This window comes from Streptomyces sp. NPDC104307 (genome assembly GCF_055584045.1).
In genome coordinates, this window is the sequence record NZ_JBVJMU010000003.1 from 582,174 (window position 1) to 604,046 (window position 21,873).

The 21,873-nt window shown below is 72.1% G+C and carries 19 protein-coding genes; 14 read left to right on the plus strand and 5 right to left on the minus strand.

The window, feature by feature from the left end:
* Position 1 precedes the first annotated feature (1 nt).
* Positions 2–1,120 carry a transaldolase gene (gene tal, locus ACZ601_RS12655; RefSeq protein WP_469536376.1) on the minus strand — a complete coding sequence of 373 codons (1,119 nt, stop codon included), beginning with the start codon at positions 1,118–1,120 and terminating at the stop codon, positions 2–4.
* A 34-nt stretch (positions 1,121–1,154) separates the two neighbouring features.
* Positions 1,155–3,242, minus strand: coding sequence for a transketolase (tkt, locus tag ACZ601_RS12660; protein ID WP_469536379.1), 2,088 nt, complete (start codon positions 3,240–3,242; stop codon positions 1,155–1,157).
* A 434-nt stretch (positions 3,243–3,676) separates the two neighbouring features.
* On the opposite strand from tkt, the gene ACZ601_RS12665 reads away from it, so the two are divergent.
* The 14 genes from ACZ601_RS12665 (at position 3,677) to ACZ601_RS12730 (ending at position 18,985) form a co-directional block, all read left to right on the plus strand.
* Positions 3,677–4,630, plus strand: a complete 954-nt coding sequence (locus ACZ601_RS12665; RefSeq protein WP_469536381.1) for a heme o synthase — start codon at positions 3,677–3,679, stop codon at positions 4,628–4,630.
* 107 nt (positions 4,631–4,737) lie between these two features.
* Positions 4,738–5,124 (plus strand): hypothetical protein, encoded by a 387-nt coding sequence (locus tag ACZ601_RS12670; protein WP_469536384.1) that lies wholly within the window; start codon positions 4,738–4,740, stop codon positions 5,122–5,124.
* Between the two features lie 283 nt (positions 5,125–5,407).
* Complete coding sequence (locus ACZ601_RS12675; RefSeq protein ID WP_469536386.1) at positions 5,408–7,510, plus strand: DUF8189 domain-containing protein; 2,103 nt, start codon at positions 5,408–5,410, stop codon at positions 7,508–7,510.
* A gap of 122 nt (positions 7,511–7,632) precedes the next feature.
* Positions 7,633–8,922: an ABC transporter substrate-binding protein gene (locus ACZ601_RS12680; protein ID WP_469536388.1), complete on the plus strand. Its 1,290-nt coding sequence runs from the start codon at positions 7,633–7,635 to the stop codon at positions 8,920–8,922.
* A 1-nt stretch (position 8,923) separates the two neighbouring features.
* Positions 8,924–9,862 carry a carbohydrate ABC transporter permease gene (locus ACZ601_RS12685; RefSeq protein ID WP_469536390.1) on the plus strand — a complete coding sequence of 313 codons (939 nt, stop codon included), beginning with the start codon at positions 8,924–8,926 and terminating at the stop codon, positions 9,860–9,862.
* The gene (locus ACZ601_RS12690) at positions 9,859–10,725 is read left to right on the plus strand and encodes a carbohydrate ABC transporter permease (protein ID WP_469536392.1); all 867 of its coding nucleotides are present in this window, start codon (positions 9,859–9,861) and stop codon (positions 10,723–10,725) included. The genes ACZ601_RS12685 and ACZ601_RS12690 overlap by 4 nt, the downstream gene beginning before the upstream one ends.
* A complete protein-coding gene (locus tag ACZ601_RS12695; RefSeq protein WP_469536394.1) occupies positions 10,722–12,854 on the plus strand; it encodes an alpha-galactosidase in 2,133 nt (710 codons plus the stop codon). Before ACZ601_RS12690 ends, ACZ601_RS12695 begins: the two co-directional genes overlap by 4 nt.
* A gap of 70 nt (positions 12,855–12,924) precedes the next feature.
* Positions 12,925–13,683, plus strand: a complete 759-nt coding sequence (locus ACZ601_RS12700) for an SDR family NAD(P)-dependent oxidoreductase (RefSeq protein ID WP_469536397.1) — start codon at positions 12,925–12,927, stop codon at positions 13,681–13,683.
* Between the two features lie 56 nt (positions 13,684–13,739).
* The gene (locus ACZ601_RS12705; protein WP_469536400.1) at positions 13,740–14,501 is read left to right on the plus strand and encodes a FadR/GntR family transcriptional regulator; all 762 of its coding nucleotides are present in this window, start codon (positions 13,740–13,742) and stop codon (positions 14,499–14,501) included.
* Positions 14,498–15,643 (plus strand): galactonate dehydratase, encoded by a 1,146-nt coding sequence (dgoD, locus tag ACZ601_RS12710; protein ID WP_469536402.1) that lies wholly within the window; start codon positions 14,498–14,500, stop codon positions 15,641–15,643. Before ACZ601_RS12705 ends, dgoD begins: the two co-directional genes overlap by 4 nt.
* Positions 15,637–16,449, plus strand: a complete 813-nt coding sequence (locus ACZ601_RS12715) for a hypothetical protein (protein WP_469536404.1) — start codon at positions 15,637–15,639, stop codon at positions 16,447–16,449. The genes dgoD and ACZ601_RS12715 overlap by 7 nt, the downstream gene beginning before the upstream one ends.
* Positions 16,450–16,464: 15 nt before the next feature.
* Positions 16,465–17,127: a bifunctional 4-hydroxy-2-oxoglutarate aldolase/2-dehydro-3-deoxy-phosphogluconate aldolase gene (locus tag ACZ601_RS12720; RefSeq protein WP_469536514.1), complete on the plus strand. Its 663-nt coding sequence runs from the start codon at positions 16,465–16,467 to the stop codon at positions 17,125–17,127.
* Complete coding sequence (locus ACZ601_RS12725; protein ID WP_469536407.1) at positions 17,124–17,993, plus strand: SMP-30/gluconolactonase/LRE family protein; 870 nt, start codon at positions 17,124–17,126, stop codon at positions 17,991–17,993. Before ACZ601_RS12720 ends, ACZ601_RS12725 begins: the two co-directional genes overlap by 4 nt.
* Positions 17,990–18,985, plus strand: a complete 996-nt coding sequence (locus ACZ601_RS12730; protein WP_469536410.1) for a sugar kinase — start codon at positions 17,990–17,992, stop codon at positions 18,983–18,985. Before ACZ601_RS12725 ends, ACZ601_RS12730 begins: the two co-directional genes overlap by 4 nt.
* 25 nt (positions 18,986–19,010) lie before the next feature.
* On the opposite strand, the gene ACZ601_RS12735 is transcribed toward ACZ601_RS12730, so the two are convergent.
* From ACZ601_RS12735 to ACZ601_RS12745, 3 genes are all read right to left on the minus strand, one after another.
* A complete protein-coding gene (locus ACZ601_RS12735; protein WP_469536413.1) occupies positions 19,011–20,021 on the minus strand; it encodes a COX15/CtaA family protein in 1,011 nt (336 codons plus the stop codon).
* An 84-nt stretch (positions 20,022–20,105) separates the two neighbouring features.
* Entirely contained in the window at positions 20,106–20,873 is a 768-nt protein-coding gene (locus ACZ601_RS12740; protein WP_440576216.1) for an ABC transporter permease, read from the minus strand.
* A complete protein-coding gene (locus ACZ601_RS12745; RefSeq protein ID WP_469536415.1) occupies positions 20,870–21,817 on the minus strand; it encodes an ABC transporter ATP-binding protein in 948 nt (315 codons plus the stop codon). The genes ACZ601_RS12740 and ACZ601_RS12745 overlap by 4 nt, the downstream gene beginning before the upstream one ends.
* Between the last annotated feature and the right edge of the window lie 56 nt (positions 21,818–21,873).

The following is a 21,873-nucleotide window of genomic DNA, read 5'->3' on the forward strand; positions in this document are numbered from 1 at the left end:
GTCAGCCCTCCGAAGGGGCGAGGCGCTTGAGTTCCGCCTCTGTCGAGTTGAGCAGGTCGTTCCAGGCCGTCTCGAACTTGTCGACGCCCTCGTCCTCAAGGACCTGGACGACGTCGTCGTAGCTGACCCCGAGCTCCTTGATCGCGTCGAGGTCCGCACGGGCCTGGTCGTAGCCACCGGCGACGGTGTTGCCGGTGATCTCCCCATGATCGGCCACCGCGTCCAGAGTCGCCTCCGGCATGGTGTTGACCGTGTTCGGCGCGACGAGGTCGTCGACGTACAGGGTGTCCTTGAGGGACGGGTCCTTCACGCCGGTCGAGGCCCACAGCGGACGCTGCTTATTGGCCTGCGCCTTGTCGAGGGCGGCCCAGCGCTCACCGGCGAAGACCTCCTCGTACGCCTCGTAGGCCAGCCGCGCGTTGGCGAGGGCGGACTTGCCCTTGGCGGCCTTGGCCGCGTCGCCGCCGATCGCGTCGAGCCGCTTGTCGATCTCGGTGTCCACCCGGGACACGAAGAAGGAGGCCACCGAGTGGATCTTGGAGAGGTCCAGGCCCGCGGCCTTCGCCTTCTCCAGGCCCGCCAGGTAGGCGTCCATGACCTCGCGGTAGCGCTCCAGCGAGAAGATCAGCGTGACGTTGACGCTGATGCCGCGGCCGATGGTCTCGGTGATCGCGGGCAGTCCGGCCTTGGTCGCCGGGATCTTGATGAGCGTGTTCGGCCGGTCCACCAGCCAGGCGAGCTGCTTGGCCTCCGCGACCGTGGCGAGGGTGTTGTGCGCCAGGCGCGGGTCGACCTCGATGGAGACCCGGCCGTCCTGGCCGCCCGTCGCGTCGAAGACCGGGCGCAGGATGTCGGCGGCGTCACGGACGTCGGCCGTCGTGATCATCCGGAGGGCTTCCTCGACGGTCACCTTGCGGGCCGCGAGGTCGGTGAGCTGCTGCTCGTAACCGTCGCCCGAGGAGATCGCCTTCTGGAAGATCGACGGGTTGGTCGTGACACCCACGACGTGGCTCTGGTCGATCAGCTCGGCCAGGTTGCCCGAGGTGATCCGCTTGCGCGAGAGGTCGTCGAGCCAGATCGCCACGCCCTCGTCGGAGAGGCGCTTGAGTGCGTCTGTCATGAGAATTGCATCTCCTACTAGTCGTATAACGGCGTCAGCGCGCGGCGGCCGCGAGAGATTCCCGGGCGGCGGCGGCGACGTGCTCGGCGGTGAAGCCGAACTCGCGGAACAGGACCTTCGCGTCGGCCGAGGCACCGAAGTGCTCCAGCGAGACGATCCGGCCCGCGTCCCCGACGTACCGGTACCAGGTCAGGGCGATGCCCGCCTCGACGGCGACCCGCGCCTTCACGGCCGGCGGCAGGACGCTGTCCTTGTACGCCTGGTCCTGCTCCTCGAACCACTCGACACACGGCATCGAGACCACCCGGGTCGGAACGCCGGCCGCCTGCAGCTCCTCGCGCGCCTCGACGGCGAGCTGGACCTCGGAACCGGTGCCGATGAGGAGGACCTCCGCGTCGCCGCCCTCGGCCTCGAACAGGACGTAGCCGCCCTTGGCCGCGTTCTCGTTCGCCTCGTACGTCGGCACGCCCTGACGGGTCAGCGCCAGACCGTGCGGGGCGCCCTTGCCGAACACCTTGGTGTAGCGGCGCAGGACCTCGCGCCAGGCGATGGAGGTCTCGTTGGCGTCCGCCGGGCGGACGACGTTCAGACCGGGGATCGCGCGCAGGGAGGCCAGGTGCTCCACCGGCTGGTGGGTCGGGCCGTCCTCGCCGAGACCGATCGAGTCGTGCGTCCACACGTAGGTCACCGGCGCGTGCATCAGCGCGGACAGCCGTACGGCGTTGCGCATGTAGTCGGAGAACACCAGGAAGGTGCCGCCGTAGATGCGGGTGTTGCCGTGCAGCGCGATGCCGTTCATGGCGGCCGCCATGGCGTGCTCACGGATGCCGAAGTGCACCGTGCGGCCGTACGGGTCGGCGCCCGGCAGCGGGTTGCCCGCCGGGAGGAACGACGACGTCTTGTCGATCGTGGTGTTGTTCGAGCCCGCGAGGTCGGCGGAGCCGCCCCACAGCTCGGGCACGATCTCACCGAGCGCCTGGAGCACCTTGCCGGAGGCCGCACGGGTGGCGACGCCCTTGCCGGGCTCGAAGACCGGGAGCTTGTCCTCCCAGCCCTTGGGCAGCTCGCCCGCACGGATGCGGTCGAACTCGGCGGCGCGCTCCGGGTTGGCGGTGCGCCACGCGGCGAAGGTCTTCTCCCACGCGGTCCTGGTCTCACGGCCGCGGTCCAGCGCCTCACGGGTGTGCGCGATGACCTCGTCGGCGACCTGGAAGGACTTCTCCGGGTCGAAGCCGAGGACCGTCTTGGTCGCGGCGACCTCGTCGGCGCCGAGCGCGGAGCCGTGCGCGGCCTCGGTGTTCTGGGCGTTCGGGGCGGGCCAGGCGATGATCGAGCGGGCCGCGATGAACGACGGGCGCGTGGTCTCCGCCTTGGCCGCCTGGAGCGCCTGGTACAGACCCGCCGGGTCCAGGTCGCCGCTGGGCAGCTGCGCGACACGCTGGACGTGCCAGCCGTACGCCTCGTAGCGCTTGAGGGTGTCCTCGGAGACCGCGGTCTCGGTGTCGCCCTCGATGGAGATGTGGTTGTCGTCCCACAGGAGGACCAGGTTGCCCAGCTTCTGGTGCCCGGCCAGCGAGGACGCCTCCGCGGAGATGCCCTCCTGGAGGCAGCCGTCACCGGCGACGGCCCAGATCATGTGGTCGAACGGCGAGGTGCCGGGGGCCGCGTCCGGGTCGAACAGGCCGCGCTCGTAGCGGGCGGCCATGGCCATGCCCACGGCGTTGGCGACACCCTGGCCCAGCGGGCCCGTGGTCGTCTCGACGCCCGTGGTGTGGCCGTACTCCGGGTGCCCCGGGGTCTTCGAACCCCAGGTGCGGAAGGCTTCGAGATCCTCCAGCTCCAGGCCGTAGCCGGCCAGGTAGAGCTGGATGTAGAGGGTCAGGCTGCTGTGGCCCACCGAGAGCACGAACCGGTCGCGGCCGGTCCACTCCGCGTCGGCGGGGTCGTGCCGCATCACCTTCTGGAAGAGGGTGTACGCGGCGGGAGCCAGGCTCATGGCCGTACCCGGGTGGCCGTTTCCGACCTTCTGTACGGCGTCCGCGGCGAGGACGCGGACGGTGTCCACGGCCCGCTGGTCCAATTCGGTCCACTGGAGGTCTGTGGTGGTCGGCTTGGTGCTCACCCTGAGTCAGGGCTCCTCTCCACTGTTGTAAACCGGTGGCTGTGACCGCACCGGGCGTTGTCGAGCCTACCCCCGTCGCCACCCGCTGTTTCCGGGTAATCCCAGGGTGCGGGCGGCCCGCCGGATTCGCCTCCCGTATGAGCGCGCGGGCTCACCGATGGGCCTCTCCGATGAGCGCGGAGGCCCACTCCTGAGGCACTCCGAGGAGCGCGCCGGGGCACCCCTGAGCGAGACCGGGGAGCGCCCGGAATCCCGGTCTGTCACCCGGATGAGCGAGCCTCTCCGGGCAGCCGCCGCAACGGCTCCGCACGCCACATCAACACGACCCCACCCCCGCGAAGAACGGCATGTCCCCAACGTCTACAGTGGTCTGGTTCGCGCAAGTCTTCACCGGGCCCTCACGCCCGGAGCTTGCTGGGATTTCTCTGTCAGGGGTGTGCGTGACGGCCGTCGAGTCCCGACCCGCAGGGGTCGCCTTGACTCCGAGCCCAGGGGGCCATCGCCCATTCGGGGCCCGTGTCAAGGCATTCGTGGCACTGACCAAGCCTCGGATCATCGAGCTGTTGCTGATCACCACTGTTCCGGTGATGTTCCTGGCCGCTCAGGGTGTACCCGACCTGTGGCTCGTGCTCACTACCACCGTCGGCGGCTATCTGTCCGCCGGTGGTGCCAATGCACTGAACATGTACATCGACCGCGACATCGACGCGTTGATGGACCGTACGTCGCAGCGACCGCTGGTCACCGGCACGGTGAGCCCGCGCGAGTGCCTGGCCTTCGGTATCGCCCTCGCGGTGATCTCGACGGTCTGGTTCGGGCTGCTGGTGAACTGGCTCTCGGCGGCGCTGTCGCTCGGGGCGCTGCTCTTCTACGTCGTCGTGTACACGATGCTGTTGAAGCGCCGGACCTCGCAGAACATCGTCTGGGGCGGCATCGCGGGCTGCATGCCGGTCCTCATCGGCTGGTCGGCCGTGACGAACTCGATGTCCTGGGCGGCGGTGATCCTCTTCGCCGTCATCTTCTTCTGGACGCCGCCGCACTACTGGCCGCTCTCCATGAAGGTGAAGGACGACTACGCCCGGGTCGGTGTCCCGATGCTTCCGGTCGTCGCGACCAACCGGGTGGTGGCCCGCCAGATCGTGCTCTACAGCTGGGTCATGGTCATCGTCTCGCTGCTGCTGACCCCGCTGGGCTACACCGGCTGGTTCTACACGGCCGTGGCCCTGCTCACCGGCGGCTTCTGGCTCTGGGAGGCGCACGGACTGCAGAACCGTGCCAAGGCCGGGCTGGCCGGGGCGAAGCTCAAGGAGATGCGGCTGTTCCACTGGTCGATCACCTATGTGTCGCTGCTGTTCGTCGCCGTCGCGGTGGACCCCTTCCTGAGGTAGTCCCCCCTTCGACCTCCGTTCGACTTCCGCCGACGGGCGGGGTACGTGGCCCACGCCACGCGCCCCGCCCGTCGCCAGTTGATCTACCCGTCGGTAGCATCCTGTTCATGGCAGAGACGGCGCAGACCCAGCAGATGGACGGCAAGCAGGCGGACGGCAGGCAGGCGGACGGCAGGCAGGCGGCGCGCGCGGAGCGCAGGGCGGCGCGGCTGGCCAAGCAGATCGGCGCGTTCGCGAAGGCCCACGGCGGCGCCGAGGGGCAGCTCGCCTACATCGGGCAGATGGGCACCCGCATCGTCCTGGTCGGCGAGGACGGCGGCTGGGGCGATCTGGTCGCCCCGTCGTACGCGGTCGCGGAGAGCGCCGCCCAGAAGTCCGGGATCACCATGCACGAGTCCTTCGACGGCGAGTTCGCCGCGAAGGTGCGCACCGGTCCGTACGAGTGGACGCGGATGGCCGGCATGCAGATCGGCGGCCCGGCCAACAAGGCCTGAGGTCTGGGGCCTGAGGCCTGAGGCCTGAGGCCTGGAGAACGACAGAGCGGCGGAGGCCGGTCGGACACCTGTCCGACCGGCCTCCGCCGTTTCCGTGTCCGCCGCTCGTCCGCTTCGCCCGTCCACCGCCGAACCAAGTTTCACTTAATTAGTAATTAATCTTGACGGGGGGTCGGGTGAGCCGTCACAGTCCTGTGCGTGGCGCCGCCCCGTGATCTCCGGAGGCAGGGCGCCTGACATCCCCAACTCCTGGGAGAATCAGTTGATTTCGCAAGGTGCAAGGATGACGCCTGCCCGGCGCGCCGCAGCCGTGCTGGGCGCCGCCGTCCTGGTGGCCGTCTCGGCCCCGGCCGCGGGCGCCGGACAGCGGCCCGCCGAGAGCGCTCCGCCGTACTACGACAGCGGCCTCGCGCCGACCCCGTACATGGGCTGGAACACCTACTACGGGCTCGGCGCCCCGACGGAGGACCAGGTCAGGGGCGTAGCGGACCATCTGGTCAGCAGCGGCCTCAAGGGCAGCGGCTACGACATCGTCTGGCTGGACGGCGGCTGGCAGGCCGACACGCCGAGGGACGCCCAGGGGCGGCTGGTCGCGCACCCGGACCGGTTCCCCTCCGGCATCCCCGCCCTGGTGGACTACCTGCACAAGCGCGGGCTGCGCGCGGGCATCTACACCGACGCGGGGACCTATGACGGCGGCAAGACCTGCGGCCTCGGCAGTCGCGGCCACTACCAGCAGGACGCCGAGCAGTTCGCCGGCTGGAAGGTCGACGCGATCAAGGTCGACTTCCTCTGCGGGATCACCGAGAAGATCGACCCGGGCCCCGCGTTCAAGGAGTTCAGCGACGCCGTCGCGAAGTCGGGGCGGCGGATGCTGCTCAACCTCTGCAACCCGCTGACCGACGACTGGGGGCTGCCGCACACGCCGGCGCAGGACGCCCACAACGCCTATGTGTACGGTCCGACGACCGGCGACTCCTGGCGCACCGGCACCGACATCGCCTGGGGCACCCCCACCGCGGGGCAGTGGCCCAACATCCTGCGCAGCGCGGACGCCAACGCCGCGCACCCGGAGGCGCAGGCGCCGGGGCGCTACAACGACCCCGACTACCTCATCCCGATGCGCAAGCTCGACGACGGCTCGCTGGAGCTGACCGAGGAGGAGTCCACCAGCCAGCTGGTGCTGTGGGCCGAGATGGGCTCGCCGCTGGTCATCGGCTCCGACCCGCGCACCCTGCCGAAGCGGATGATCGACACCCTGCGCAACCCGGAGATCCTCGCGGTCGACCAGGACCCCCTGGCGATCCAGGGCGTGCGCGTCGCCTCCGACGCCACCGGGGACGTCTACAGCAAGGTCCTCAAGGGCTCCGGCAAGCGGGCCGTGGTGCTCCTCAACCGTTCCGAGCAGGCCGCCGAGCGCACGGTGGACTTCGCCGACGCCGGGCTGTCGGGCCCGGTCGGGGTGCGGGACCTGCGGGCCAGGAAGAGCGCGGGCACGCACTCCGGTTCGTACACCGTGAAGGTGCCGGCGCACGGCACCGCCTTCCTCGGTCTCAGCGGCCGGGACGAGGCGCCGGGCACCTCGCTGTCCACCCGCTCGGAAGCGAGCCCCGCGCTGGTGCGCGACGGCGACCGGCTGAGCGTCTTCACCCGGGGCGCCGACGGCTCGCTCCAGCAGCGCGACGGGCGTGACGGCCACTGGAGCGGGCGGGCCACAGACCTCGGCGGGCCGACGCACGGCCGGATCGCCGGGGAGCCCGCCGCCTACGCGGCCGGGCACGGCCGGATCGACGTGTTCGCCCGGGGCACCGATGACGCGGCCTACCGGATCTCGTACGCCGGCGGCCGCTGGGGCCGCTGGCAGAAGCTCGGCGGCGCGCTGGCCGACAGCCCGGCCGCCGCGTACGACCGTTCGGGTCACTGGACCCTCTACGCCCGGGGCACGGACGGCCGGATCCACACGCGCGGCGAGCGGACCGGCTGGAGCGCCCTCCAGGGGCCGGACGGGATCGGGCTGTACGGGCGGCCCGCCGCGGTCACCGACGCGGCAGGGCGCACCCAGCTGGCGGTGCGCGCCGCCGACGACTCCGTGCGGCTGCGGGTCCGGGACGCCTCCGGGAGCTGGTCGGACTGGTCCTCGCTGGGCGGCACCGTGAGCGGCGGTCCCACGCTCGTCGCCACCGGGGGACAGGTGCGGCTCTACGTCCGCGCCGGTGACTACACGCTGTGGCAGCGCACCCTCGCGGCCGGGAGCTGGGGCGACTGGTCCCAGGAGAAGAGCTTCCCCAGCGGCTCCTTCGACGGTGAACTCGCCGCTGTGGCCGGGCCCGACGGCGGAGTCCTGACGGCCTTCCGCAGCGTGGCCGGCGCCATCCGCCAGGCTTAATAAAAAATAAATTAGTAATTAATCTTGACGGTGGATCACTCGCACCGTCACTCTGTATCAGCCGAACGAGGGCCCGGCCGTCAGAGGGCCGGGCCCCGTTCCGTGGGCGCATAGGGAGTCCCATGAACACCTCAGCACAGAGCCGCCGTACCTTCCTCGCCGGAGCCGCGGCCGTCGGCGCCACCGCGTTCGCGAGCGGCTGCGTCGCCTCGTCGTCCAGCGGCGGGAAGGGGAGCTCGGGTGGTGCGGTCACCCTCCAGTCCAACCTCTCCGCACCCCAGGCCAAGTCCGCCATGAAGGAAGTGATCGACGCCTTCAACAAGCGCGGCGGGGCGAAGGGTTCGCTGAACACCGTCGCCTCTGAGACCTTCCGCACCCAGCTGCCGACCTACCTCACCTCGGCCACCCCGCCGGACCTCTACACCTGGTACCCCGGCTCCGTGGCGGAGTCGTACGCCAAGAAGAACCTGCTGCTCGACGTCAGCGACATCTGGGACGGGCCCGAACTCTCCAACTACTCCGACGCCCTGAAGAAGCTCTGCACCGACTCGGCCGGCAAGAAGGTCTTCGTACCCACCACCTACTACTGGTGGGGCGTCTTCTACCGGAAGTCCAACTTCGCCAAGTGGGGTGTCAAGGAGCCCAAGACATGGGACGAGTTCCTCGACCTGTGCGACAAGCTCAAGAGCAAGGGCGTCGCCCCGATCGGTCTCGGCGCGGGCGGCGGCACCCCCTGGGTCGCCTCCTCCTGGTTCGACTACCTCAACATCCGGATCAACGGCGCGAAGTACCACCGCGACCTGCTCGCCGGAAAGCACCGCTTCGACGACCCCGAGGTCCGCAAGGTCTTCGACCGGTGGAGCGAGGCGCTGCCCTTCTTCGACCCCAACTCCACCGCGCTGCCCTTCCAGGACGCCACCACCGCGCTGCTCCAGGGCCGCACCGGAATGATGCTCATCGGCACCTTCTTCGCGGACGCCACGCCCAAGGACCAGCTTCACGACGTCGACTTCTTCCGGTTCCCCGTCATCGACCCGAAGGTCCCGCTCGCCGAAGAGGCCCCGACCGACGGCTACTTCGCCAGCGCCCGCACCGGCCGCAAGGACGAGACCAAGGAGCTGCTCCGCTACCTCGCCACCGCCGAGGCCCAGGAGATCTACCTCAAGGGTTCCTCCGGCACCTCGCTGCCCACCCACCCCGACGCCAAGGACAGCGGGACCCCGCTGGTCACCAAGGGCCGCAAGCTCATCGAGGGCGCCGCGGACATCACGCAGTTCTTCAACCGCGACTCCAGCGACGCCCTCTCCCCGACCGCCGACACCGCGCTCACCCACTTCCTGTCCAAGCCCAAGGAGATCGGCTCGATCCTCACCACGTGGCAGCGGGACGCGCAGAAGATCTGGAGCCAGTGACATGGCGGTACTGACCGCGCCCCGGAAGGAGACCCGGAAGCGGAACGCGGACCGGCCCCCGGCCCGCAAGCGGGCGACCCGGGTCCCGCCCCTCGTCCTGGCCTTCGTGCTGGTGCCGCTGCTCGCCGAGGCCTTCTGGGTGTTCTGGCCGGCCCTCCAGGGCTTCTACCTCGCCTTCACCAAATGGGACGGGGTCTCCGCCCCCGAGTTCATCGGACTGGGCAACTTCCGCGAGATGTTCGGGGACGCCGTCTTCCGGACCGCCGCCCTGGACACCGTCATCTGGCTGCTGCTCTTCGGCGGCCTCTCCATCGCACTCGGGCTCGGCGCGGCGCTGCTGCTCCAGCAGGAGCGCCGCGGCGTCGGCTTCTACCGGGCCGCGCTCTTCCTGCCCGTGGTGTTCTCGCTCGTCGCCACCGCACTCGTCTGGCAGGCGATGTACCAGCCCGACGGGCTGATCAACAAGGCCCTCGAAGCGGTCGGCCTCTCCGGACTCACCCACGCCTGGCTCGCCGACCAGGACACCGCCCTGTACGCCGTGATCGTGCCTGCGCTGTGGCGCCAGATCGGCTACGTGATGGTGCTGTACCTGGCCGGGCTCAAGGGCATCGACCCGGTGCTCTACGAAGCCGCCAAGGTCGACGGCGCCAGCCGCTGGCAGCAGTTCCGCCACATCACCGTGCCGCAGCTCAGCAGCGTCAACGCCGTCGTCATCTCGGTCATCGTCATCGACTCGCTGCGCTCCTTCGACGTCGTCTGGGCGCTCACCAGAGGCGGCCCGTACCACTCCTCCGAACTCCTCAGCACCTACATGTACTCCACCGCCTTCCAGTCCCTGCGGCTCGGCTACGGCTCCGCCCTCGCGGTCGTGATCTTCGTACTCGCCTTCGGCGTGATCGCGTCCTACCTCGTCCGCGCCTTCCGGGAGGCCGACGCATGACCGCCACCCACACCCCCACCCCGCGCCCCCGCCCCGGACGGCGCCGGATCTGGGGCACCGCCGGCTTCCACGCCAGTGCCGGACTGCTCTCCGTGCTCTGGCTGCTGCCCATCGCCCTGGTCCTCGTCACCAGCGTCCGGTCCTTCGACGACGTCGCCGCCCACGGGGTCGGCAGCCTGCCGCGCTCCTTCACCCTGGACGGATTCCGCCAGGCCTGGGTCGACGGCGGCCAGCAGCGCGCACTGATCAACAGCCTCCTGGTCACCATCCCGACCGTGCTGCTCTCGCTGCTGCTCGCCTCGACGGCCGCGTTCGCGCTCAGCCGCTACGACGTACCGCTGCGCCGCACCCTCCTGCTGCTGATGCTCGGCGGCAACCTGCTGCCCCCGCAGATCCTGCTGGTCCCGGTCTCCAAACTCAGCGAGATGCTGGGCCTGTACGACTCGCTGTACGCCCTCATCGGCGTCCAGGTCGGCTTCGGTATCGGCTTCTACGTCTTCGTCCTGCACGGCTTCATGCGGTCCATCCCGCCGGAGATCCAGCAGGCCGCGGTCATCGACGGCGCCGGACCCTGGCAGATCTACACCCGGATCATCCTGCCGCTCGCCAAGCCCGCCATGGCCGCGCTCAGCGCCCTGTCGTTCACCTGGATCTTCAACGATCTGCTGTGGGCCATCACCGTGCTGCGCACCGACACCCAGATGCCCATCACCGCGTCCCTCATCGGACTCCAGGGCCAGTACGTCTCCATGTGGAACGTCATCGCGGCCGGTTCCGTCATCGCGGCGGCCCCGACCGTCATCGTCTTCCTCAAGTTCCAGCGCCACTTCGTGGCCGGCCTCAACCTGGGAGCAGTGAAGTGACCCCGCACGACCGGGCCCCGCAAGACCGGGCCCCGCACAACCGTTGGCTGCTGCGCACCGAACACACCACCTACGCGGTACGGATCGCCGGCGAGGGCCGCTGGGCCGAACTCACCGCCTGGGGCCCGCACGGCGTCGAGACCGGCGAATCGCCCTTCGAGCGACCGCTGCGCACTCACTTCCTCACCCCCGCCGACGCCGCCCCCGCCGAATACCTCCCGTACGGGATGCGCCCCTTCACCGGCGCGGAACTCGTCGTCCGGCGCGCCGGACAGGACCGGGGCACCTGGTGGACCTTCGACTCCGCCACCGCCGACGGCGACCGGGCGCTGCGCCTCGCCTTTACCGACGAGCTCCAGGGGCTGCGCGCGGTCCTGTGCTACGAGACCGTGCCCGGCACCGACGTGATCCTCCGCTGGACCGAGCTGACCTGCACGGGTGAGGACGAACTGCGCCTGGAGCGCCTCGACTCGGCGGCCGTCAACGTCCCCGTCACGGGCGGCGCCCGGTTCACCTCCCTCACCGGGCAGTGGTCCCAGGAGTTCACCCGCACCCAGCACGAACTGACCCGGGGCCGCTACGAGATGGCCTCCACCCAGGGCGTCGCGGGCCACGCCTACGCCCCCTGGCTCGCCGTCCAGGACGCCGCAGCGCCGGACGGGCCCACCACCCCGACGTACGGCGTCGCCCTGGAGTGGTCCGGCAACTGGCACCTGACCGCCGACGCCGAACCCGGCGGCGCGGTACGGGTCGCGGCCGGCCGGGTGCCCCACGAGGGCGCCGTCCGGCTCGCCCCCGGGGCCACCCTCACCACCCCCCGGCTGGCCTGCGCCTTCAGCCCCGAAGGTCTGGAGGGCCTGGCCCGGGTCTGGCACCGCTACGAGCGCCTGCTGAGCGGCGACCGGATGGACCGCACCCGCAAGGTCCTCTACAACTCCTGGGAGGCGACCGGCTTCGACGTCGAGGCGTCCGCCCAGCTCGAACTGGCCCGGATCGCCGCGGACATGGGCGCCGAACTCTTCGTCGTGGACGACGGCTGGTTCACCGGACGGCACGGCGAGAAGGGCGGCCTCGGTGACTGGCACCCCGACCCGGCGAACTTCCCGGACGGCTTCGACGCGTTCATCGGCGAGATCCGCGCCACCGGCATGGACTTCGGCCTCTGGGTCGAACCCGAGGCGGTCAGCCCGGCGTCCCAGCTGTATGCCGAACACCCCGAGTGGGTCTACCGGATCGACGGCCGCCCCGCCACGCTGGTGCGCGAACAACTCCTCCTCGACCTCGGCCGCGAGGACGTCCAGGACTTCGTCATCGCCACCCTCGACCGGCTGCTCGGTGACCACGCCATCAGCTACCTCAAGTGGGACATGAACCGCCCGCCCACCGAACGCGGCCGGCCCGGCGGCGCACCGCCCACGGAACAGGACCTGGACGCCGAGCACGTCGCCGGGTACCTGCGGGTCCTGGACCACCTGCGCGCGCACCACCCGCACGTCACCGTCGAGGGCTGCGCCGGGGGCGGCGGCCGCGTCGAGCACGCCACCCTCGCCCGCACCGATGTGATGTGGCCCAGCGACAACACCGCGCCCCTGGACCGCCTCGCCATCCAGTACGGCTACCTGCACGCGCACGCCCCGCACACCATGAGCTCCTGGGTCACGGACGCGCCCGGCGTCTTCGACCCGCGACCCCGCTCGCTCGGCTTCCGCTTCGTCCTGGCGATGTCCGGGGTGCTGGGCATCGGCGCCGACATCCGCACCTGGTCCGCCGAACAGCGGACGGAGGCGGCCGGCTGGGTGCACCGCTACAAGGAGATCCGCGACCTCCTGCACCACGGCGAGATCCGGCTGCTGGGCTCCCCGGCCGACGCCACCTGCGGCGTCCAGTACGAGGAGGGGAGCGGTGCCCGCATCGCCGTCACCGCCTGGAACACCGGACGCCTGGACGGGGCGCCGCTCGTCCCGGGACGTCCCGCCCGGCTCCGGCTGCGCGGACTGGACCCGGCGGCCCGCTACACGGATCAGCGGAGCGCGGCCGAGTACAGCGGCGCCCATCTGCTGCACTACGGACTGCCGTTCGCCTGGACCGCGCGGTACGACGCGGAACTCGTCGTACTCGTCCGGCAGTAAACCGCCCAGCCCGAGCCACCGTCACTAGAGTCACGACAGCACCGCTGAACCCGAGGAGTCGACCCGCACCATGAACGGAATCCCCCGCTTCGCAGACAAGGTGGCCGTGGTCACCGGAGCCGCCTCCGGCATCGGCGCGGCCACTGCGGAAAGGCTCGCCGCGGAGGGCGCGGCGGTGATCCTCGCGGACATCTCGGAAGGCCCCGGCGAGAGCGTCGCCGCAGCCATCCGGGCCGCCGGCGGCCGGGCCCGCTTCGTACGCACGGACGTCTCGGACGAGGGCGACTGGCAGCGGGCGGTGGACGCCGCGCACACCTTCGGACCCGTCGGCGTCCTGGTGAGCAACGCCTACACGGTCGACGTCACCCCCGCCCACGAGATGACCGTCGCCTCCTGGGAGCGCCAGCTGTCGGTCAACCTCACCGGGGCCTTCCTCGGCTTCCGGGCGGTCCTGCCCGACCTGCGCGCCCAGCACGGTGCCGCCGTACTGACCTCCTCGGTCCACGCCCACAAGGGCATCCCCGGACACCCCGCCTACGCCGCGTCCAAGGGCGCGCTGCTCTCGCTGTGCGGACAGCTCGCGGTGGAGTACGGGCCCGAGGTACGGGTCAACGCCGTACTGCCCGGACCCATCCTCACCGGGGCCTGGGACCGGGTGGGCGAGGAGGACCGCCGCAAGAGCGTCGCGGAGACCGCCGCGCGCCGGTTCGGCACCCCCGCGGAGGCGGCCGCCGCCATCGCGTTCCTCGCCGCCGACGAAGCGTCCTACATCACCGGATCGAGCCTGCTCGTGGACGGCGGCTGGTCCGTCGTCAAGGCCTCGGCCTGACCGTTGCCCGGCCCCACCCTGTCGCACAGCACAGCACAGCAGAAAGGCACACAGACATGACGCCATACGCGCGCCGCGGAGTGCACGGCCAGACCGTGGAGACTCTCGCGCGCCGGGTCCTGAGCGGCGAGATCCCCGAAGGGGCGACACTCGACCTCGTGGCGCTGCAGGGCGAGCTTGACGTCAGCCTGACCGCCCTGCGCGAATCCCTCAAGGTCCTCGCGGCCAAGGGGATCGTCGACGCCCGCCAGAAGCGCGGCACCTTCGTCAGGGCCCGCGCGGACTGGAACCTGCTCGACGCGGACGTGCTGCGCTGGCAGTTCGCCGGCGGCACCGAGTCGGGCGCCGACCTGGCACTCCTGCGCAACCTCGGGGAGGTCCGGGGCATCATCGAACCGGCCGCCGTCCGGCTGGCCGCAGAGCGCCGCACGGACGCGGACCTGGGCGTCCTCGAAGCCGCGATCACTGCGATGGGCGAGCAGGAGGGCGGGCCCGCCCACGCGGTCGAGGCGGACCTCGCCTTCCACCGCGCCCTCCTCGCGGCCACCCACAACGAACTGCTGGAACGCCTGGAGATGGTCATCGAGTCCGGCCTCGCCCACCGGGACGAGATCGTGCACAGCTCGCAGGCCGGCGAGGACCCGGTCCCGAGCCACCGGGCCGTTCTGGACGCCGTCCGCGACCGGGACCCGGCCGCCGCGGAGCACGCCATGCGCGCCCTGCTCGACCAGGCCGTCCGCGACCTCGACCGGGTGCACGGCACCGTCCCGGACCCGGAGGACGCGCCCGGCACCGGCGAAGGGACCGTGAACCGGTGAAGATCACCCGTATCGAGACCTTTCTCGTACCGCCGCGCTGGCTCTTCTGCCGGATCGAGACCGACGAGGGCGTCGTCGGCTGGGGCGAACCCGTCGTCGAGGGCCGCGCGGAGATCGTCAGGTCCGCCGTCGACGTGCTGGCCGAATACCTGATCGGCCAGGACCCGTTGCGCGTCCAGGACCACTGGCAGGTGCTCAGCAAGGGCGGCTTCTACCGGGGCGGCCCGGTGCTCTCCAGCGCCGTCGCCGGAATCGACCAAGCCCTGTGGGACATTGCCGGGAAGACGTACGGCGCCCCCGTCCACGCCCTGCTCGGCGGCCCCGTGCGCGACCGGGTCCGGGTCTACGCCTGGGTCGGCGGCGACGAACCCGCCCGCCTCGCGGAGGAGGTCACCGCCCAGGTCGAGGCGGGCTTCACCGCCGTCAAGATGAACGCGGCCGGACGCACCTCACCGCTGGCCAGCCCTGCGGAGACCGCCGCCGTGGTCGAACGGGTCGCCGCCGTCCGCGATGTGCTCGGACCCGGCCGCGACGTCGCCATCGACATGCACGGCCGGTTCGGACCGGCGGGCGCCCGCCGGGTGCTGCACGCCATCGAACCGCTGCACCCGCTGTTCGTGGAGGAACCCCTCCTGCCCGAGCAGGGGCATCTGCTGCCCGCCCTCACCGCCGCCACCTGCGTCCCCATCGCCACCGGCGAACGGCTCTACGGGCGGGCCGACTTCCTGCCCGTGCTGACGGCCGGGATCGCGGTCGCCCAGCCGGACCTGTCGCACGCCGGGGGCATCTCGGAGGTCCACCGCATCGGCTCCCTCGCCGATACCTTCGGCGTGCAGCTCGCCCCGCACTGCCCGCTCGGCCCCATCGCGCTTGCGGCCAGCCTCCAGATCGCCTTCGCCACCCCCAACTTCCTCATCCAGGAGCAGAGCCGGGGCATCCACTACAACAAGGACGCCGACCTGCTGAGTTACGTGGTGGACACCGAGCCGTTCCGCTTCGATGCGGGCCACGCCCGGCGCACCGCCCTGCCGGGGCTCGGCATCACCGTCGACGAGAACGCCGTCCGGGCGGCCGACCGCTCCGGCCACGCATGGCGCAACCCGGTGTGGCGGCACGACGACGGATCGTTCGCGGAGTGGTGAGCACCCCGGCCCCGGCACCGTCCCCGGTACGCATCGAGACCGACCCGGCGCACGGCGGCCGCTGGACGTCCCTGTGGGCGGCCGGGCGCGAATGGCTCTGGCACCGGCCGGAACCGCGCCGCCCCGGAGTCCGTCCCGGCGACGCCTTCGCCGACGCGGGCGGTCTGGAGGAGTGCGTGCCGACGGTACGCGGCACCCCCGACCACGGTGACGCCTGGGCCCGGCCCTGGCACCGTGCGGCCGACGGCACCGAGTCCGCCGACTGCCCCGACTTCCGGATCAGCCGGCTGATCCGCGCCGAAGGGGACCGGGCGGTGGCCGAGTACCGGCTCACCGCAGAGCCCGGTTACCGTTTCCTGTGGGCCGCCCACGCCCTGCTCGACCTGGCGCCGGGCGCCCGCCTCGGGATCGCGGACGGCACCCCGGTCCGCCACTACCCGGACGGTGGCGACGGGTACACCACCCGCGCCTGGCCCTCGGGACTGGACCGGATCGGTCCGGACGACGGGACGGCCACCGGCGCGGTCGTCGGCACCGGGCAGGTCTCCGTCCACGACGGGACGGCCGTGCTGCGGCTGGCCGTCGAGGCGGCGGACCAGCCGGTGTCCGTCGCGCTGTGGCGCAACCTCGGCGGGTTCCCCGACCGGGACCCGTACCGCTCGGTCGGCGTCGAACCGATGCTCGGCCGGGTCTTCGGACTGGCCGCCGCGGGGGAGGGCGACGCCGCGGTCGTACCGGCCTGCGGCGAGGTCCGCTGGCGCCTCACCGTGACGGCGCACACCACGACCACCGAACAGAACCGATAGGAAGTGAACCCGCACGTGGAGTTGCTGACCGAACTGCGCACCCACCGGATCGTCGCCATCGTGCGCGGCGCCGACGCGGACGCCGCGCTCAGGACCGTCATCGCCCTGGCAGAGGAGGGACTCCCGCTCATCGAGGTCTCCCTCAGCGGACAGGACGCGCTCGGCGTCATCCGCCGCGCCCGAGCCGCCCTCGGCCCCGACGCACCGCTCGGCGCCGGCACCGTCCTGACCGCCGAGGACGCCCAGGCGGTCCGTGACGCGGGAGCCGACTTCGTCGTCACCCCGGCCGTCTGCGAGGGCGTCACCGAGTCCAAGCGCCTCGGACTGCCGGTGCTGGCCGGGGTCATGACCCCGAGCGATGTCGTCGCCGCCCAGCGGCTCGGCGCCGACGCCTACAAGCTCTTCCCGGCCGCGCAGGCCGGCGGCCCCGGCTACCTGAAGGCGCTGCGCGGCCCCTTCCCCGGCCTGCCGTTCGTGCCGGTCGGCGGAGTGGACGCCGAAGCGGCCCGCGACTACCTCGCCCAGGGCGCCACCGCCGTGGGCGTCGGCTCCCCGCTGATCGGCGACGCGGCCGACGGCGGCAGCACCGACGCGCTGCGCGAGCGCACCCGCGCCTTCCTGGACGCGGTACGCCTCCCGTCGGACGCGGTACGCCTCCCGTCGGACGCCGGGCGATGAGCGCCGGCACACCGGCCGTCCAGTGGGCCGACCGGCTCGGGCTCGGCGAGGGCATCCGGGCGGTCGACGGCCGCATCGTCCTCGTCGACATCCTGACCGGCCGGCTGCTGACCGGCCCCGCAGACCGCACCGCGCCGCTGACCCAGCTGGCCCGGCTCGACGAACCGCTCGGCGCGGTCGCCCCCGTCCACGGGCGCCCGGGGCACTGGATCGCCGCCGCCGGAACCGGCATCTGCCTGATCGCCCCGGACGGCGCCGCCCAGTGGCTGGCCCGTCCCGAGGAGGGGGCGGCGCACGCGACGCGGATGAACGACGCCGCCGCCGATCCGAGCGGCCGGTTCTGGGCGGGGAGCATGGCGTACGACGCGGTGGAGGGCGCCGCTTCCCTCTACCGGGTCGGCCACGACGGCACCGTGGACCGGGTGCTGGAGGGGCTGACCGTGCCCAACGGCCCGGCGTTCACGGCGGACGGCTCCGCGATGTACCTCGCGGACAGCGCGAAGGGCGTCATCCGCCGCTATCCCGTGGACCCGGACAGCGGGCTGCCCGGTGCGCCGGAGACCTTCGCCGTGTTCGACGGGGGCAGCCCGGACGGTATGGCGGTCGACGCGGAGGGCGGCCTGTGGACCGCCGTCTGGGGCACCGGAACCGTTCACCGGCTGCGCCCCGACGGCGCTCCGGACCGGCAGATCCGGCTCCCCGCCGTCCAGCCCGCCGGGCTCTGCCTGGACGGCGACACCCTGTACGTCACCAGTGCCCGGACCGGGCTCGCCGCGCCCGGTCCGCTGGACGGTGCGGTGTTCTCCGTACGGGTCGACGTCCCGGGCCTGCCCACCGCCGCCTACCGGCAGGGGAGCCCCGCATGAGCGCCCCGTCCCGTATCCGGGCCGGACAGCCCGCCCGCCCCCCGGTGGCCTGCGTCGGGGAGACGATGGCCGCGCTGGTCCCGGACCCCGTCGCCCCGCTGGAGGACGCCGCGCGGCTCGGCGTCCGGATCGCGGGCGCCGAGTCCAACGTGGCCGTCTACCTCGCGGACCACGGGGTGCCCGCCCGCTGGGTCTCCGCCCTGGGCGACGACCCCTTCGGCCGCCGGATCCGCGCCGAGGTGGCCGCGTCCGGGGTCGACGTCAGCGGGGTCCGCACCGACCCGCACCGTCCGACCGGGCTGCTGGTCAAGGACCCCGGCACCGAGTCCACCCGGGTCCACTACTACCGGCGCGGCTCGGCGGCCTCCGCCCTGACCGCTGACGTGCTGGACGACGACGCGGTCCGCACCGCCGGGCTCGTCCACCTCAGCGGCATCACCCCGGCGCTCTCCCCGGACTGCCACGAACTGGTCGCGGCCCTGCTGGAGGTCCCCGCCGAGGAACGGCCACGGCCGGTCAGCTTCGACGTCAACCACCGGCCCGCCCTGTGGCCGGACGGCTCGGCGCCCGGGGTGCTGCTCGGCTTCGCCCGGCAGGCGGACATCACCTTCGTCGGCCTGGACGAGGCGCAGGCCCTGTGGGGCGCCGGGCTCACCGACGCGGCCGCCGTGCGCGCACTGCTGCCCCAGCCGGGCGTCCTGGTGGTCAAGGACGGCGGACGGGCCGCCACCGCGTTCGAGGGCGACCGGGCGCACACCGTGCCCGCGCCCAGGGTCGCGGTCGTCGAACCGGTCGGCGCGGGCGACGCCTTCGCCGCCGGGTTCCTCGCCGGGCTGCTGCGCGGCGAGGACACCGTACGGGCGCTGCGGCTCGGGCACCTCACCGCCGGCGCGGCGCTGCGGGTCACCGGAGACCACGGGCCGCTGCCGGACCCGGACCGGCTGGCCGCGCTGCTGGACGCGGGGGAGGAGGAGTGGGCCGCGGGAGGATGACGGGGCACGACGCGCGGCGCCGGGCTCAGGCCGTGGCGGGTTCCGGCTGCTCGGCCGCCGGGCCGGGCACCTGCGGGATGTCCACCGGCCGCTCGCGCTGCGAGAGCAGGACGCGCACCACGCCGATCCACACCAGGCACGAGCCGAACATGTGCAGCCCGACCAGGATCTCCGGGGTGTCGGTGAAGTACTGGACGTAGCCGATCACACCCTGCGCCATCAGGATCAGGAAGAGGTCCCGGGCGCGGTGCAGCGGTCCGACGGGCGCGTCGACGGCTTTCAGGACGAACCAGAGCGCGACGGTCAGCGCCACCACGACCCAGGCGAGATCGGCGTGCAGCTGCGCGATCGTCTTCCAGTCGATCGGGATGCGGTGGACGTCGCTGGAGTCCCCGGCGTGCCGCCCGGCCCCGGTGACGACGGTGCCGACGGCGATCAGCAGCCCGGCCGCGACCACCAGCAGCCAGGTCAGCTGCGAGACGGCCTTGCCGACCAGCGGACGGGGCGCCGTGTCGCCCTCCCGGATCCGCTGCCAGGTCAGCAGGGCGATCGTGAGCAGAGCCGTGGCCAGCAGGAAGTGCGCGGCGACGGTGTACGGGTTCAGGCCGACCAGCACGACGACACCACCGAGGACGGCGTTGCCCATCACCACCCAGAACTGCGCCCAGCCGAGCCGGGTGACGCCGCGCCGCCAGGGCTTCGCGGAGCGGGCGGCGATGATCGTCCAGCCGACCACGGCGCACAGGACATAGGTGAGCATGCGGTTGCCGAACTCGATGGCGCCGTGCAGGCCCATCTCGCTCGTCGCCGTCAGCGAGTCGTCGGAGCACTTGGGCCAGGTCGGGCAGCCGAGACCGGAACCGGTCAGCCGGACCGCACCGCCGGCCACGATGATCACCACGGCCAGCACGACGGACGTCATGGCGGCGCGCCGGACGGTCCGGGGGGACGGCGTCCAGCGTTCGGCGATGTACTGAAGCGGGTTCCGCACGGCTTGAGCGACTTCGGCTCGGGTCAGCTTGGGCACGCGCACCATCGTAGGCGGCCGCTTGTGCAAGCTTTCACGAGGGGGACGAATCGTGACCTGTGGGTGTCCGGGGTCACTCCCAGCGGCCCGGGGTCACTCCCAGCGGAAGAACCGCGCCGCCGCGCCGAGCCCCAGCACCGCCCAGACGGCCAGGATCCCGAGGTCGCCCCACGGCATCGCCGCACCGTGCTGGAGCACGTCGCGCAGCCCGTCCGACAGGGCCGCGATCGGCAGCAGCCCCAGCACCGACTGGACCGCGTCCGGGAACTTGTCGAGCGGCACGATGACCCCGCCGCCGACCAGCAGCAGCAGGAAGACCAGGTTGGCCGCGGCGAGGGTCGCCTCCGCCTTCAGTGTCCCCGCCATCAGCAGACCGAGACCGGAGAACGCGGCGGTGCCGAGTACGAGCAGCAGCAGGACGGCGAACGGGTTGCCGTGCGGCGACCAGCCCAGCGCGAAGGCGATCACCGTCAGCAGCACCACCTGCAGCACCTCGGTGACCAGCACGGCCAGGGTCTTGGCGGTCATCAGCGCCCAGCGGGGGAGCGGGGACGCGCCGAGCCGCTTGAGTACCCCGTACCGCCGCTCGAAACCGGTGGCGATGGCCTGGCCGGTGAAGGCGGTGGACATCACGGCGAGCGCGAGGATGCCGGGGGTCAGGAAGTCGACCGACTCGCCCGAGCCGGTGTCCACGATGTCGACCGCGCTGAACAGCACGAGCAGCAGGGTCGGGATGACCACCGTCAGCAGCAGCTGTTCGCCGTTGCGCAGCAGCATCCGGGTCTCCAGCGCGGTCTGCGCGGCGATCATCCGGGACAGCGGGGCGGCGCCCGGCCGGGGGGTGTACGTACCGGCGCTCATGCGCGCAGCTCCTTGCCGGTCAGTTCCAGGAAGACGTCCTCCAGGGTGTGGCGCTCCACGGAGATGCCGGAGGGCATCACACCGTTCTGCGCGCACCAGGAGGTGACGGTGGCCAGCAGCTGCGGGTCGACGTCGCCGGTGATCCGGTACGTGCCCGTGCTGAGCTCGACCGCCTCCGAGCCGTCGGGCAGCGCTTTGAGCAGGGAGCCGAGGTCGAGGCCGGGGCGGCCGGTGAAGCGCAGGGTGTTCTCGGCGCCGCCGCGACAGAGCGTCTCCGGGCTGCCCTGGGCGACGATCCGGCCCGCGTCGATGATCGCGACGTCGTCGGCGAGCTCCTCCGCCTCGTCCATGAAGTGGGTGGTGAGCACGACCGACACGCCGTCGGTGCGCAGCTCCTTCACGAGGTCCCAGGTGGAGCGGCGGGCCTGCGGGTCGAGGCCGGCGGTCGGCTCGTCGAGGAAGACCAGTTCGGGGCGGCCGACGACGGCCATCGCGAGGGCGAGCCGCTGCTGCTGGCCGCCGGAGAGCCGCCGGTAGCTCGTGCGACCGCAGCCGCCGAGCCCGAGACGCTCGATCAGGGCGTCCACGTCGAGCGGGTGGGCGTGCAGTTTCGCCATGTGGCGGAGCATCTCGTCGGCGCGGGCGCCGGAGTAGACGCCGCCGGACTGGAGCATCACGCCGATCCGGGGGCGCAGGCGCGCCGAGTCGGTGACGGGGTCCAGACCGAGGACCCGGACCGTGCCTTCGTCCGGACGGCGGTATCCCTCGCAGGTCTCGATCGTGGTGGTCTTGCCCGCGCCGTTGGGGCCGAGGACCGCGGTGACCGCGCCGGCCGCCATGCACAGGTCGAGGCCGTCCACCGCGGTCTTCGCGCCGTACCGCTTCACCAGGCCACGGACCTGGACAGCCGGGCCGGACGGGGGTGGGGCGGGCTCGCTCTTCATGAGCGGTAAGTCTAGGCAGCCGTCCGGCAGTCCCCTGCCGCGGGGCTTGATTAGGT

Coding starts and splice junctions, on each gene's coding strand:
- tal (WP_469536376.1), bottom strand. CDS start 1,120: ATGACAGACGCACTCAAGCGCCTCTCCGACGAGGGCGTGGCGATCTGG.
- ACZ601_RS12670 (WP_469536384.1), top strand. CDS start 4,738: ATGGCAGAGACGGCGCAGACCCAGCAGATGGACGGCAAGCAGGCGGAC.
- ACZ601_RS12675 (WP_469536386.1), top strand. CDS start 5,408: ATGACGCCTGCCCGGCGCGCCGCAGCCGTGCTGGGCGCCGCCGTCCTG.
- ACZ601_RS12680 (WP_469536388.1), top strand. CDS start 7,633: ATGAACACCTCAGCACAGAGCCGCCGTACCTTCCTCGCCGGAGCCGCG.
- ACZ601_RS12685 (WP_469536390.1), top strand. CDS start 8,924: ATGGCGGTACTGACCGCGCCCCGGAAGGAGACCCGGAAGCGGAACGCG.
- ACZ601_RS12690 (WP_469536392.1), top strand. CDS start 9,859: ATGACCGCCACCCACACCCCCACCCCGCGCCCCCGCCCCGGACGGCGC.
- ACZ601_RS12700 (WP_469536397.1), top strand. CDS start 12,925: ATGAACGGAATCCCCCGCTTCGCAGACAAGGTGGCCGTGGTCACCGGA.
- ACZ601_RS12705 (WP_469536400.1), top strand. CDS start 13,740: ATGACGCCATACGCGCGCCGCGGAGTGCACGGCCAGACCGTGGAGACT.
- ACZ601_RS12725 (WP_469536407.1), top strand. CDS start 17,124: ATGAGCGCCGGCACACCGGCCGTCCAGTGGGCCGACCGGCTCGGGCTC.
- ACZ601_RS12730 (WP_469536410.1), top strand. CDS start 17,990: ATGAGCGCCCCGTCCCGTATCCGGGCCGGACAGCCCGCCCGCCCCCCG.
- ACZ601_RS12735 (WP_469536413.1), bottom strand. CDS start 20,021: ATGGTGCGCGTGCCCAAGCTGACCCGAGCCGAAGTCGCTCAAGCCGTG.
- ACZ601_RS12740 (WP_440576216.1), bottom strand. CDS start 20,873: ATGAGCGCCGGTACGTACACCCCCCGGCCGGGCGCCGCCCCGCTGTCC.
- ACZ601_RS12745 (WP_469536415.1), bottom strand. CDS start 21,817: ATGAAGAGCGAGCCCGCCCCACCCCCGTCCGGCCCGGCTGTCCAGGTC.